16 protein-coding genes are annotated in these 13,709 nt (G+C 34.2%); 7 read left to right on the top strand and 9 right to left on the bottom strand.

What is annotated here, in order from left to right:
* Window positions 1-61 precede the first annotated feature (61 nt).
* From LrDSM24759_RS02255 to LrDSM24759_RS02240, 4 genes are all read right to left on the bottom strand, one after another.
* Window positions 62-952 (bottom strand): peptidylprolyl isomerase, encoded by an 891-nt coding sequence (locus LrDSM24759_RS02255; protein ID WP_117117878.1) that lies wholly within the window; start codon window positions 950-952, stop codon window positions 62-64.
* Window positions 953-1,075: 123 nt separating this feature from the next.
* Complete coding sequence (locus LrDSM24759_RS02250; protein ID WP_117117877.1) at window positions 1,076-1,405, bottom strand: YtxH domain-containing protein; 330 nt, start codon at window positions 1,403-1,405, stop codon at window positions 1,076-1,078.
* 3 nt (window positions 1,406-1,408) lie between these two features.
* Window positions 1,409-1,876 carry a hypothetical protein gene (locus tag LrDSM24759_RS02245; protein WP_117117876.1) on the bottom strand — a complete coding sequence of 156 codons (468 nt, stop codon included), beginning with the start codon at window positions 1,874-1,876 and terminating at the stop codon, window positions 1,409-1,411.
* Window positions 1,877-1,973: 97 nt separating this feature from the next.
* A complete protein-coding gene (locus tag LrDSM24759_RS02240; protein WP_117117875.1) occupies window positions 1,974-2,414 on the bottom strand; it encodes an HIT family protein in 441 nt (146 codons plus the stop codon).
* A 100-nt stretch (window positions 2,415-2,514) separates the two neighbouring features.
* Here LrDSM24759_RS02240 and LrDSM24759_RS02235 point away from each other — a divergent pair, with 100 nt between their 5' ends.
* From LrDSM24759_RS02235 to trmB, 3 genes are read left to right on the top strand one after another with little or no spacing between them, the layout of a single operon-like run.
* Window positions 2,515-3,258 carry an ABC transporter ATP-binding protein gene (locus tag LrDSM24759_RS02235; RefSeq protein ID WP_117117874.1) on the top strand — a complete coding sequence of 248 codons (744 nt, stop codon included), beginning with the start codon at window positions 2,515-2,517 and terminating at the stop codon, window positions 3,256-3,258.
* Complete coding sequence (locus tag LrDSM24759_RS02230; RefSeq protein WP_117117873.1) at window positions 3,251-4,459, top strand: ABC transporter permease; 1,209 nt, start codon at window positions 3,251-3,253, stop codon at window positions 4,457-4,459. Before LrDSM24759_RS02235 ends, LrDSM24759_RS02230 begins: the two co-directional genes overlap by 8 nt.
* Window positions 4,460-4,477: 18 nt before the next feature.
* Window positions 4,478-5,137, top strand: coding sequence for a tRNA (guanosine(46)-N7)-methyltransferase TrmB (trmB, locus tag LrDSM24759_RS02225; protein WP_117117872.1), 660 nt, complete (start codon window positions 4,478-4,480; stop codon window positions 5,135-5,137).
* Window positions 5,138-5,189: 52 nt separating this feature from the next.
* On the opposite strand, the gene LrDSM24759_RS02220 is transcribed toward trmB, so the two are convergent.
* From LrDSM24759_RS02220 to LrDSM24759_RS02200, 5 genes are all read right to left on the bottom strand, one after another.
* A complete protein-coding gene (locus LrDSM24759_RS02220; RefSeq protein ID WP_117117871.1) occupies window positions 5,190-5,978 on the bottom strand; it encodes a transporter substrate-binding domain-containing protein in 789 nt (262 codons plus the stop codon).
* A 17-nt stretch (window positions 5,979-5,995) separates the two neighbouring features.
* Window positions 5,996-6,742 carry an amino acid ABC transporter ATP-binding protein gene (locus LrDSM24759_RS02215; protein ID WP_117117870.1) on the bottom strand — a complete coding sequence of 249 codons (747 nt, stop codon included), beginning with the start codon at window positions 6,740-6,742 and terminating at the stop codon, window positions 5,996-5,998.
* Window positions 6,743-6,755: 13 nt separating this feature from the next.
* Window positions 6,756-7,451 (bottom strand): amino acid ABC transporter permease, encoded by a 696-nt coding sequence (locus LrDSM24759_RS02210; protein ID WP_117117869.1) that lies wholly within the window; start codon window positions 7,449-7,451, stop codon window positions 6,756-6,758.
* A 351-nt stretch (window positions 7,452-7,802) separates the two neighbouring features.
* Window positions 7,803-8,186 carry a hypothetical protein gene (locus LrDSM24759_RS02205; RefSeq protein WP_117117868.1) on the bottom strand — a complete coding sequence of 128 codons (384 nt, stop codon included), beginning with the start codon at window positions 8,184-8,186 and terminating at the stop codon, window positions 7,803-7,805.
* An 89-nt stretch (window positions 8,187-8,275) separates the two neighbouring features.
* The gene (locus LrDSM24759_RS02200) at window positions 8,276-9,202 is read right to left on the bottom strand and encodes a LysR family transcriptional regulator (protein ID WP_117117867.1); all 927 of its coding nucleotides are present in this window, start codon (window positions 9,200-9,202) and stop codon (window positions 8,276-8,278) included.
* Between the two features lie 132 nt (window positions 9,203-9,334).
* Between LrDSM24759_RS02200 and LrDSM24759_RS02195 the strand changes: the two genes are divergently transcribed.
* From LrDSM24759_RS02195 to murC, 4 genes are all read left to right on the top strand, one after another.
* Window positions 9,335-11,212, top strand: a complete 1,878-nt coding sequence (locus LrDSM24759_RS02195; protein ID WP_117117866.1) for a flavocytochrome c — start codon at window positions 9,335-9,337, stop codon at window positions 11,210-11,212.
* Between the two features lie 91 nt (window positions 11,213-11,303).
* Window positions 11,304-11,624, top strand: coding sequence for a thioredoxin family protein (locus tag LrDSM24759_RS02190; protein WP_117117865.1), 321 nt, complete (start codon window positions 11,304-11,306; stop codon window positions 11,622-11,624).
* A gap of 22 nt (window positions 11,625-11,646) precedes the next feature.
* Entirely contained in the window at window positions 11,647-12,294 is a 648-nt protein-coding gene (gene ytpR / locus LrDSM24759_RS02185; RefSeq protein WP_117117864.1) for a YtpR family tRNA-binding protein, read from the top strand.
* A 100-nt stretch (window positions 12,295-12,394) separates the two neighbouring features.
* Window positions 12,395-13,708 carry a UDP-N-acetylmuramate--L-alanine ligase gene (gene murC, locus LrDSM24759_RS02180; protein WP_117117863.1) on the top strand — a complete coding sequence of 438 codons (1,314 nt, stop codon included), beginning with the start codon at window positions 12,395-12,397 and terminating at the stop codon, window positions 13,706-13,708.
* Window position 13,709: the final 1 nt, after the last annotated feature.

Genomic DNA, 13,709 nt, shown 5'->3' with positions numbered 1-13,709 from the left:
ATATAGATAAGAAAAAACGACTCGATTTAAAATCGAGTCGTTTTTTTAACTTTAAAATAAATTATTTTGCATCTGGAGTAACGTACTTAGTTAAAACATCCTTTAAGTCACTATCCTTAATTGAAACATCAGCACGCTTCAAGACAGTAGCAAGAACACTTTGCATTGTTGTTTGGTCTTGAGCCATCTTGGCATAAATTTGGTTGTCGAGTTCCTTCTTATGTGACTTAAAGCTACCCTTAGAAGGTTTACTAATCATCTTAATTACGTGATAACCATATTCACTCTTAACTGGAGTCTTAGTGTATTCACCCTTCTTAAGCTTAAAGGCTGCAGTCTTAAATGATGAATCTAAAGAAGTGTCTGAAGAGTCAAATTTTGGTAATTTACCACCATTATTCTTAGTTTCACTATCAGTTGAGTACTTCTTAGCTAAACTTTCAAAGCTAGCACCATTATTCAATTGATTAATAATATCTTTAGCGGTACTTTCTTTAGATACTAAAATGTGTTCAACTTGTACCTTTGGTTGGTAATTCTTCCAAGCTTTTTCTTCTTGTTTTTTACTAATCTTCTTAATGTGACGAAGAGCTTGATTCATTAAAAGATTAGTTTTAATACTTTCTTTATAAGTTGATTCAGTTAATCCTTGTTGTTGTAATGCGGCAGAAAATTGAGAACCATATTGTTTCTTAGATTCATTAAATTGCTTGTTTACTTGCTTGTCGGTTACGTATTTACCATATTGTTCTTCTAATGCATCGTTAACAATCATTGAAGCTAATTGTGATTGACCGGCAGCAGACTTTTTCATCTTGTTGTAGTAATCTTGTTGAGTGATTTTACCACCCTTATAGCTCACAACAGTTTTGTTATTTGAACAAGCAGTTGCACTTAATGCAATACCAGCAAATGCTACTACAGCAGCAGCCTTTTTCCATGTTTTTTTCATATATAAAAATCTCCATTACTTGATAGTTTACAAGTTCAAATATAACATAAAAAAGCCTCAATGCCCAAAAAAGCAAAGAGACTTTAAAAATTATTCAAATAATAAAAATAAAATTAAATAAAACTACTTTAAATTTTCAATAGTTTGATTAATCTGATTTAAATCCGTTTTGATCTTGTTAAGATGTGGTTGGATATTTCTTTCATACTTTTGAACTCTCTTTTCTAAAGAAGAAAGGGTCCGCATTGCTGAAGGAAGTTGAGCTTTCAAATCAGCTAGACTAGATTTAGTGTTTTGAATATTAGTAGTTAATGCTACGCTATCATCCTTTACACCAATTAACCAATCTTTAACATCATCTTTTACTTTTTGATTTGTTTCTGGATCATATAAAAAAGATGAAGCTACGCCCAAAATAGTACCAATACCAAATCCGCTTGCAAAATATTTCATTTTTTATTCCTTATGTTCTTCTTCAGAAGCACCAGTTGCTGCATCTGTTTCTTTATGTTCTTCTTCAGAAGCACCAGTTTCAGTATCAGTTGGCTTATGTTCTTCTTCTTCAGAAGCACTAGTAGTACTGTCTACATCTTTATCAACTTCTTCTGGTTGAGCTTGTGGACGTTCACCATGAACGTAATCCTTGATTGCTGCAAAGACCTTCTTATGATCAAGAGCCTTGAAAGAAGCTGCTGTAAATGCATCAGTAAATACTTTAGCGCGAGATTCCTTGTTACCTTCTTTTTTATTCTTTTCTTCAAGTTCATTGTAAATATTAGATAAACGGTGAACTGAATCAGTGAAAGTATCAACAGTATTACGTACATCTTTTCTTAAAGGACGTCCAGTAAGTGGATCTTTTGCAAAAGAAGCAACTCCACCAACAACTGCACCTGAAATTACACCAATTAAAAATCCTGCCATTTTTATTACCTCTATCTATACTTTTGTAACAATAAAATATTATTTTAAATACTTATTCAATTAATATTGTACCGCATTCATTGCGGAGAGGATAATATTATAGATTGTCTTTTATGGCATCTGCTACTTCTTGGTAACGAGCTTCATCGTAATTATCTGCGTTATCTACATGTGGAACTGAAACCGCCTCTTTGTCACCATAGCGTGGTACAAGGTGAATATGAGAATGCATCACAACTTGTCCAGCAACCTCTCCATTATTAACAAAAATGTTTAACCCTTTAATTTCTGGATCTGATTTTTTAATTGCTTGGGCTACTTCAGGGATGTATTGTAAGAATCTTTGAGCATCTGCTTGACTATAATCAAAAATATTAGTGAGATGTTTTTTAGGTACTAAAAGAGTATGCCCCTTAGTAACTTGTGAAATATCTAAAAAGGCCTTCACATCATCATTTTCAAAAACGGTATAAGAAGGAATTTCACCTCTAATAATTTTACAAAAAAGACAATCGTCGACTAATTCATTATCATTCATTTTGAACTCCTATTTATTTAATTTATTTAAGAAATTTTAGTGTAACTATAGTGTTCATGCTATCATATAAAGGAAGTTTTTTCAGTAAGGAGAAAGAACAATGTCATTAAAAATCCAAAATCTTAGCGGTGGCTACGCTGGGATTAAAGTTATTAAAGATGTAAATTTAACCATTGAACCAGGACAGGTGGTCGGATTAATTGGTTTGAATGGAGCGGGTAAATCAACTACCATTAAGCATTTACTCGGATTACTGCGGATGCAAAAGGGGAGTATTAGTTTAAATGATGTTAAATTAATGCAAAATCCTAGTGAATTTAAGAAGATGGTAGCTTATATTCCTGAAACTCCAATTCTTTATCCGGAATTAACCTTAAAAGAACATTTGGAATTAGTCATGCTTACTTATGGGTTAGAAAAAAAGCAAGCCTGGAAGCGAGCTCATGAATTATGCCAAATGTTTCGCTTAGATAATAAACTAGATTGGTTACCAATTAATTTTTCTAAAGGGATGAAGCAAAAGGTAATGATCGTAACAGCCTTTTTGGCCAATGCGGATTTATTAGTAATTGATGAACCCTTTACTGGTTTAGATCCGCTTGCAGTGGCTAATTTGATTGACCTTATTAAAGAAGCTGTCAAACAAAATAAAATGGTCTTGATGACTACCCACGTTTTGGCTGAAGCACAAGAAGTTGTACAAAAGTTTGCCGTCTTAAATGGTGGTACTATTCAAATTGAAGGCAGTTTAGATGAAATCCGTAAGTTTTATGGACTCAAACCAACTGATTCATTTGATCGCTTATACCAAATTTTAAATCAGGAGCAAAAAAAGCATGAATAATATTATTAAAAAACGGCTTAATGCCAATTTTAAACGTTCAATGCATTATTTAACTCTTGTTTTTAATGACTTCTTTATTTTGGCTTTGATATTTTTATTTGGCGCCTTGATGTTTTGGTATGCTCAAAATATTAAGAAATGGCCTCATAATCTTTGGTTTTATAAGCCATTAATTGCTTTAATTTGGACAGTAGTTTTAGGAATTGGCAATTTTGCCACACTCTTCAAAAGAGCTGATGAGCAATTTTTATTTAATGAAGATGATCAACTAAAAGAGTATTTCAAACCTCTGTATCGACATAGTTTGATTTTACCAGTTATCTTAATCGTTTTAGTTTCAGGTTTGCTATTTCCGTTTGCTACATTAAGAGCAGGTGTGTCAGTTTTAGCCTTAGTTTTAATAGCAATTGGTTTAGTATTTGCTAAAGATATACAGTTCCATTTAGTAGCTCGATCTTTTTATTTCAATAATAAGGAATACTACAATTACTGGATGTTCTTATTAGTTAACTATATTTTTATTTTATTGTCGATTCAGCTTAACTACTTATCATGGCTCTATCTTGCCATAACGCTAATTGTGTGGGGAATTTTGCCCCATTTCGAACAAGGAAAGGCTTTTAATTGGTATAAGGCCATTGACTATGAAGAAAGACGACAAGACTTAGTTAATAGTTTTTACAGTATGTTTACTGATGTGCCAGAAAAGAAAGTTAAGATTAAACGAAGAAAATACTTTGATGTATTTCTTACTCATAAAAAACAAACGCCAAATACTTTCTTGTATCAAAGAGTACTCTTACGAGATCCAGAATATAGCAATTTGTTACTAAGAATGATGATCTTTTCAGTCTTATTATCTTGGGCACTGCAAGATTACATTTGGGCTGGTGCAATCGGCGCCTTGATTATTTTCTTAACCTTGTACCAGTTAATTCCTTTAGGAATCGTTTATGAACATAATGTCATGTATCATGTACAGCCTATTCCGATGGCAAAAAGAGGACAGGCTCTAGCCAGAGTTTTACAAAAAGGAATGTTAATCGAATGGGTAGTAATTAGTGCTGGAATTATTGTCTTTTCACCACAAAAATTATTGGCAATTGGGATGAGTATTGGATTATTAATTTTTACTTTTGCCTTACTTTATGGTTATTTACCATTACGAATTGAAAAATTATTTAAAAAAGTTAGATACTAATTATTAAAAGGAGACTTCATGAGATTAAGAAATAAACCTTGGGCGCAAAAATTAGTTAAAGAACACCCAGAAGCTATTCTTAATGAACCAAATATTGATGAAAAAATTAATTGGGAAGAAAGATTTGCTGATTTCTCCAAACCTTTAGCAATTGAAATTGGTTCAGGTAAGGGTCAATTTATTACGACCTTGGCTAAACAACATCCCGAAATGAATTTCATCGGCGTAGAATTACAGACTACTGCGGCCGGGATGATTTTAAGAACTAAACTTGAAGAAGGCATCGACAACTTGCAATTAATGTGTGCTGATGCGGCTAATATCGCTTATTACTTGCCAGAAAACAGCGTCGATGTCCTTTATCTTAACTTTTCTGATCCTTGGCCTAAAACACGTCACGAAAAACGTCGCTTAACTTACAAGAGCTTCTTAGATAAATACCGTAAAGTTTTAAAGCCAGAAGGGCACTTAGAATTTAAGACTGATAATCGTGGTTTATTCGAATATAGTTTAGTAAGTCTCAATAATTATGGGATGAAATTTGAACATGTAAGTGTTGATTTACATCATGATGAGGATGAAATTGCTGCAAGAAATGTTGAAACTGAATATGAACATAAATTTGCTGAAAAAGGAAATCCAATTTATTGTTTACATGCTTCATTTGTAGAAGAATAAAAAACTCCATTACTGCTAATTTAAACAGTAATGGAGTTTTTTGATACAAATTTTATTTAGTAAGATCCGCACCAAAATATTTCTTAGAAAGTTTGGCTACTGTTCCATTATCCAGTAATTTTTGCATTGCCTTATTATAAGAAGCGCGCAACTTCGTATCTTTTTTATTGAAGAGGGCCGAAATATCATCTGGCTTTACATCTTTAGAAATATCAATAGCTTTTAACCCTTTGGTGTTGTTCTTTTTGCGATAAGTATACCAAGCACCACTTGAGTTAACTTCACCATCTACGCGCCCATCTCTAACCATTCCAATAGCAGTTGAAAAATCACCATTAGGTACCACGGTTGCACCATATTTTTTGGCAATTGCGGCATTTTCCGTACCAATACCAGCAACGATTCTTTTACCTTTAACTTCTTTAATTTCTTTAATTTTGCTGCTTGCTGGCACAATTAAAATTGAACGAGATTTGATATACGGAATCGAATAATCGTAATGTTTAGCCCGTTCAGGTGTTGGAGTCATATCATTCATAATCAGGTCAAATTTCCCTGTTCCCAGCCCTGCAACTAAGGAATCCCACTTAGTAGGGACAAATTTAGCTTTCATACCCATTTCTTTAGCTACGGCCTTACCAAGTTCAACTTCAAAACCAGTGAGTTTGCCATCTTTACGATAAGAATAGGGTGCATAGGTTCCTTCAAGTCCAATGATTAAGGTCTTTTTACTAGTATCAGCCTTTTTGTCATTCCTAACACTATTAGCCCAGGCAAAAATACCAAAACCAGCTACGATAAGAGCGATAATTGCGATTGTAATTTTCTTCCAAGTTTTCATGATAAATAAACTCCTTTTTATAAATCTTCTAATGTCATTGAGCTAATAAAATTGCGAATTCTCTGATTAGGATTATTAGGATCAAAAAATTCAGTCGGTGAGCCATCATAAAGAATTTCCCCATTTTCGACAAAAATAATTTTGTCTGCTATTTTTTTTGCAAAAACCATATTGTGAGTCACAATTGCCATTGATTGTTTTTCTCTTGCTAACTGTAAAAGAACTTTTAAAACACTTAGTTCTAATTCTGGATCAAGGGCAGAAGTTGGTTCATCTAATAAAATATATTTTGGCTTCATAGCTAAAGCTCGTGCAATGGCAACGCGTTGTGCTTGTCCGCCTGAAAGTTCATGCGGATAAGCAGTTGCATAATCAGCTAGTCCTACTTTTTGCAATAATTGTTGTGCAGTTGTGATTGCATGAGTTTTATCTTCTTTTAAAACTTGGGTCGGACCCTCAATAATATTTCCTAAAACAGTTTTAGTAGGAAAAAGGTTATAATCTTGGAAAACCATCCCAGTTTTTTGCCGAAGAAAAATTTTTTCTTTATTACTAATTTTTTTAGCAAAATCTAGTTTTTGCTTTTCAAATTCATATTGTCCACATTCTGGGGTTACTAAGAGATTTAAGGTACGCAAGAGCGTCGATTTGCCGGATCCAGAAGGTCCAACTAAAACAGTTGTCTTACCCGTTGGAAAATCTAAATTAATATTTTTTAGTACTTTTTTATTGCCAAATGTTTTATTGATATTAGTTAATTTCATTTTTACCTCCGTTTTAGTTGGCTTTTACATAACGGTCAGTGATATGTTCTAAATATTTTTGTAAAAACGTCAGTACTGTTGTGAAAGCAGCATAGATAAGAGCGACCAAACTGTACATCAATAAGGGTTGATAATTTTCGGCAGCTAATTGTTGACTAACAGCAAACATTTCCATAATTGTGATTGAAGCAGCTAAAGACGTGTCTTTAACTAAGCTAATAAAACTATTTGAAAGTGGTGGCAGGGCAACTCGAAATGCTTGGGGTAAAATAATTCGCCAAAGAGTTTTTAATTTGGACATCCCCATGGCAAATCCTGCATCCCATTGACCTTTTGGCACTGAGCTAATAGCGGCTCTGATTGTTTCTGAGGCATACGCGCCAGTGTTTAAAGAAAAAGTAATTATGCCAGCGGTAAAGGGCTCTAACTTAATTCCATTTGGAAAAATTCCCTTGATTTTGAAATATGGTAAGCCAAAAAAGACAATGAATAATTGAACTAAAAGTGGGGTTGAACGAAATAACCACACATAAAAACTAAAAATCCATTTTATTATCCGAAAAGGTCCTTTTTTTCGAGTTAGTCTAACTAAAGCTGTTATCAAAGCTAAAATTAGCCCAAAGAAAAATGAAATAATTGCTAGGGGGATCGTATATTTAAATCCGGCTGCTAGCATTTGCGGTACTGAACTTTCAATTATTTTCCACATAAAAAAACTGTCTCCTTTATTTAAAAAGGGATAGAAAAAAGGCACAAATCTGATTAATCCGAATTTGCGCCTTATGCTTATATCCCGTAATTTTGTTATTCGAAACTCATTTTAGTTATGAGCACGCCAAAAAGTGGGTCGCATAAGACGCGATCCACAGCAACATAATGCAGCATTATTGTTGTTTTGGACGTAAAACATAATTTGTTCTCCTAACTTAAAGTATGGAATAAGATTAACTTATAAAAAATAAGTTGTCAATAAAAATAATTTCAAATTGCTAATTTTAAGGTAAATAAAAAGTCCCTCTTCTTATATAATAGGGACTCCGACACTAATTTAAAATATAAATTAATGATTCAATTTAATTTGCAACATCACACCGTTGGCATCGTTCACAGCATCAATTAATTGGGTAAAGGTTTTGGGTTGGGTACCTACGTCAATTAAATTGTTGAAAGCAATGATTTCATCATTGAATTTATCCATTAATTCTAGACTTAAATGATTACTCTTGGCCAAATAATCTGGTAAACCATTTTTTCTGGTGTGTTCAGTAATTCTGAGCGCCACTTTATGATAATCATAGATTAGTCTAGACAAATCCTCGATTTGTTCATCAATGTAATTTGTCCAATTAGTGGGATCTTGCTTAATTAAATTGAGAAGGTTACTAAAGGCATTATGAAGATTAAAACCTGCACGTAATAATGCCTTATCGTTTGATTCAGCCATGTTTGTTCCTCTTTTCATAATTCTTTTATTATATTCCTTCGCCATTTATTATAGTTCAATATTATTATATTAAGTATTTTTTTAGTTGATTAATGAATACTTTGTTCAAGTTTAGCATCACGAAAGATTTTAACTAAGTCTGTTATTGCAGGGGAATAGTCTTTGTCCTGCTTAATTGCAATAAAGTATTTAATCATTAAAAGATTACGATTAATGGGAAGCAAATTGATAGGAAGGTGCTGGAGTCGTTTTAAAATACTGGCTGAAGAAATAGTCAAACCAATTCCTTTAACTGCTAAATTAGCAACCGTGATTACACTATTACTTTCCATCACAATTTTTGGAGTGACATTATATTTTTGAAATAAACCATTAATTTGGTGGCGTATGGCTGACTCTGGCTGACTTAAAACTAATGGTTGCTCAAGTAATTCCTTAATATCCAACTCATCTTCTGCCAAAATAAATTTATCTGTCTGAAAATATTTTGAATTAGCAGGGATAACAATATAGTATTGTTCACCACCATTTGTATAAACATCAAAACCCCGACTAATTGCCTCAGGAGTTTGCCCAATATAGCAATCTATTTCTTCATTTAAAAGTCGACGCTCTGTTTTGCGAGGAAAGGCTTCAAAGAGCTGAATTTCAGCATTGGGATGTTTGTTTAAAAAAGTCGGCAAGATTTCGGGCAGAAGATATGAACCAAGACTTTCTAAGATTCCAATCTTAATTACTTCCTTTTCTGGATGGGAGAACTGGGCAAGTTTTCTCTCTAGTTGTTGGTCGTTATAAGAAACATTTTCTAGATATTTATAATAAATTAAACCTGCTTCAGTAAGGGAGAAGGGTTTAGTATCGCGATTAATAATCTTAGCACCAACTTTTTTCTCAATCCGTTTGATCAACTGAGTTAGATAAGGTTGAGAAATATAAAGCTGTTGAGCTGCTTTAGTAAAATTGCTTTCTTTTAAAAGCATATCGAGATCATGTAATAATTCTTCAGCATCGTTCATCTGATCACCTCTTAAGTGTAATAACAATTTTATTATAGCGTACTTGTAATAATACTATTTCACTTACTCCAAGATTGTCTTTAAAATATAAATTGAGAGAAAAACATGGCTTAAATTAGGAGGTATCGCAATATGCAAGCAGGTAAATACAATGTTAAGGCCAAGGGACATGGCTCAAGTTTTATGCCGATGGAAGTTACAATTGGAGACGATAAGATTAAGGCTATTACTGTTGATTCACGTGGTGAAACTAAAGGAGTAGCTGATGAAGTCTTTAAGCGTTTGCCGCAAGAAATTGTTGATCACCAAACTTTGAACGTAGATACCGTTTCAGGTGCTACTATTTCAAGTAATGGGGTGATTGATGGTGTAGCGCAAGCAATTACCGAAGCCGGCGGGGATGCAAGTGAATGGAAAAAACGTGCCAAGCCTGTGGCTACTAACTATCAGGATGAAGAAATAACAACTGATGTGGTTATCGTTGGTGCTGGTGGTGCAGGGTTAGCTGCAGCAGTCCGTTCTTTAGAAGAAGGACAAAGCGTTGTAATATTAGAAAAATATCCCCAAATCGGCGGTAATACTTCACGTGCAGGTGGCCCAATGAATGCGGCCGAGCCGGCTTGGCAAGATAAATTTAAGGCTTTACCGGGTGAAAAAGAAACTTTAACTGAGTTAGCAGCCACTCCAATTGAAAAAATTGATCCAGAATATCAAGCTGACTTCAAACAATTACAGGCACAAATTAAAGAATATTTAGCTTCTGGTGCTAATAATTTATTCGATTCAACCTTATTACATGAAATTCAAACTTATTTAGGTGGAAAAAGAACCGATCTTAAGGGTAATGAAATTCATGGCAAATATCCTTTGGTTCATGAACTAGTGACTAATGCACTTGATTCAGTTAAATGGTTAAGCAATTTGGGCGTTAAATTTGATAATGAGGATGTAACCGAACCGGTTGGTGGCTTATGGCGTCGTGGACACAAGCCAGTTGAACCAATGGGTTATGCTTATATCCATGTTTTAGGTGATTGGGTTAAAGATCATGGCGCTAAACTTTTAACTGAAACACAAGCTGAACATTTAATTGTGGAAAATGGTGAAGTTAAGGGCGTAATTGCCCACAGAAAAGATGGGTCAACTGTTACTGTTCATGCCAAAGCGGTAATTTTAACGGCTGGTGGCTTTGGTGCAAACACCAAAATGGTCCAAAAATATAATACTTATTGGCAAAAAATTGCGGATGATATTGCTACTACTAATTCACCAGCTATTACTGGTGATGGCATTAAATTAGGTCTCGAAGCAGGTGCTGATTTATTTGGGATGGGCTTTATTCAACTAATGCCGGTATCTGATCCAGAAACAAGTGAATTATTTACTGGGCTGCAAACTCCTCCTGCCAATTACATTATGGTTAACCAAGAAGGTAAGCGGTTCGTCAATGAGTTTGCAGAACGTGATACTTTGGCTAAAGCTGCAATTGCTAATGGTGGACTATTTTACTTAATTGCTGATGATAAGATTAAGGAAACGGCTTATAATACCACGCAAGAATCAATTGATGCTCAAGTGGAAGCCGGAACCTTATTTAGAGCTGACACTTTAGAAGATTTAGCCACACAAATTGGGGTGGACCCAGAAGTTTTGGTCCAAACTATTAAAGATTACAATTCTTACGTTGATCAAGGTAAAGACCCAGAATTTCATAAAAATGTCTTTGATTTAAAGTGTGAAGTTGCACCATTTTATGCTACTCCTCGTAAACCTGCAATTCACCACACAATGGGTGGTTTAGTGATTGATAAACAGGCCCATGTTTTAAATCAAAATGGCGAAGTAATTAGGGGGCTTTATAGCGCCGGTGAAAATGCTGGTGGTCTTCATGCGGGTAACCGTTTAGGAGGTAACTCCCTTTCAGATATCTTTACTTTTGGTCGGATTGCCGCTGAAACTGCTGCCAAAGAAATTAGTCCAGATGTAAGTAGTGGGGCTTCAGTTCATTAGATAAATTTTTTATGCAGAAGACTAGCTTTTTTTCACTAAGGTAAGTAAAATAGATTTAAACTTATTAAAAGTAAGAAAAAGGGTGAAAAAGATGGAAGAAATTAAAAACTTAACTAATGAGAAATTAAAAGAAATCACTGCCGATGGTAGAACAGTCTTACTATTTTCAGCAACTTGGTGCCCAGATTGCCGTTTTTTAGATCCTTTTTTACCAGAAATTGAAAAAGATTTTTCAAAAGATAAATTTTATAAAATTGATCGTGATGGTTCAATTGATGTAGCTAAAGAATTAAATATTTTTGGAATTCCTAGCTTTGTTGTCTACCAAGATGGCAAAGAAATTGGTAGACTAGTAAATAAGGATAGAAAGACTAAAGAAGAAGTAGAAAACTTCCTTAACTCTCTAAATTAGTCGCAGAAAGGAATTACTAGAAATGATTATTTCTACCAATAAAGAAAGTTATCCAGATACATTAATTGTAATTTTAGGTCAAGATAAGGGCCGTAGTAGTTTTGAAGAAAAAGAAAACATTACCCGTGTTAAAGATGAAGATGGTAAGGTAATTGGTTTTAATTTCTTTAACGTTAGCGACTTTTTGGATTATGAAAAATTACCAAATGGTCAAGTTACACCAACTCAAGAATTAATTGATAGCCTTAACAAGCAAATTGAAAAAGCTGGTTTTGATGATAAATTAGAAATTGGTAAACCAACTTTGGTTTATGGTTATGTAGAAACTTGTGAACCACACCCTGATTCAGATCACCTCCACGTAACTACTGTGAATGTGGGTGATGAAACTCATCAAATTGTTTGTGGTGCTCCTAATATTGCTCAAGGCCAAAAAGTTGTTGTGGCTTTACCAGGTACTTTGATGCCAAATGGTCAACAAATTTGGCCAGGTGAATTACGTGGCGTAGATTCATACGGCATGATCTGTTCAGCACGTGAATTAGGACTTCCGCATGCACCACAAAAACGTGGCATTATGGTTGTTCCAGATAGTTTCCAAGTTGGTGACGAATTTGAACCAACTAAGACTGATGAGTTACTTGCCAGTGGTGACATTACTTTAGATTAATGATTTTTAAAAGAGTCTCAGATTGAGGCTCTTTTTTGCTATAAAAATGTTAAAATTAAAAGCAGAAATTTAGACAATACTTTAATTGGAGAAACAATAAATGTTAGATAAAAATAAGCAAATTTGGTTCATTGGTATTAAGGGTACAGGAATGGCTTCTTTAGCCTTACTTTTACATGATCTTGGTTACAATGTGGCTGGTTCTGATATTGAAAAATATACCTTTACCCAAGTTCCTTTAGAAAAGGCTGGCATTAAAGTTACCAACTTTGATCCTGAAAATATCAAGGATGAAGGTCAAGTAATAGTTAAAGGTAATGCCTTTAAACAAGATCATCCTGAAGTTAATGCCTGCATTGAAAAAGATGTAGCTTGGCAAAGTTATCCCGATACTGTAGAAGAAGTTGTCCAAGCTCATACTTCAATTGGAGTTTCTGGAACTCATGGAAAGACTTCAACTACTAGCTTACTTGCACATGTCTTAGGTGAAGTAGCCCCAACTTCTTACTTAATTGGTGATGGTCGCGGTAAGGGCGTTGAAGGCTCACGCTTTTTTGCCTATGAAGCTGATGAATATCGTCGTCACTTCTTGGCATATCATCCTGATTACCAAATTATGACTAACATTGATTTTGATCACCCTGATTATTTTAAAGATCAAGCTGATTACACTTCTGCTTTCCAAACAGCCGCCGAGCAAACTAAAAAGGCCTTATTTGTATGGGGCGATGATCCACGTTTACAATCATTAAAAATTGATATTCCTAAGTATACTTATGGATTTAAAGATTCTGATGATTTTCAAGCTACTAACATCGAAAAGACTACTCAAGGTTCAACTTTTAATGTCATTGCCAATGGTAAAGATTTAGGACGTTTTGAAATTCATTTATTTGGAGATCACAGTATTTTAAATGCGACCGCTGTTATTGCTTTGGCTTATACTGAAAATATTCCAATGGAAGATATTAAGAAGGGCCTACCTACCTTTAAAGGCGCTAAGAGAAGATTTTCAGAAAAAGACTTTGGTGATATTGCCGTAATTGATGATTATGCTCACCACCCAACTGAAATGCGCGCGACCATCCAAGCAGCTCGTCAAAAATTCCCTGATAAGGAATTAGTTGTTGTTTTCCAACCACATACTTATTCAAGAACCAAGAAATATCAAAAAGATTTTGAAGAAATCTTGAGCGATGTAGATAAGGCGTATGTTACTCCAATTTATGCTTCAGCACGTGAGAGTGATGGTGATATCACCAGTGAAGATTTAACAGCAAATATTCCTGGTTCAGAAGTTATTGATTTAGACAATATTAACGATTTAACTAAACATAAAAATGCTGTTGTTGTCTTTATGGGAGCTGGGGACATTCCTAAATATGAGGATGCTTATGAAGCAAAGTTAAAATAAA

The sequence above is a fragment of the Lactobacillus rodentium genome (assembly GCF_003423665.1).
In the GTDB taxonomy this organism is placed as follows: domain Bacteria; phylum Bacillota; class Bacilli; order Lactobacillales; family Lactobacillaceae; genus Lactobacillus; species Lactobacillus rodentium.
This window is presented reverse-complemented; position numbering and strand designations above follow the sequence as displayed.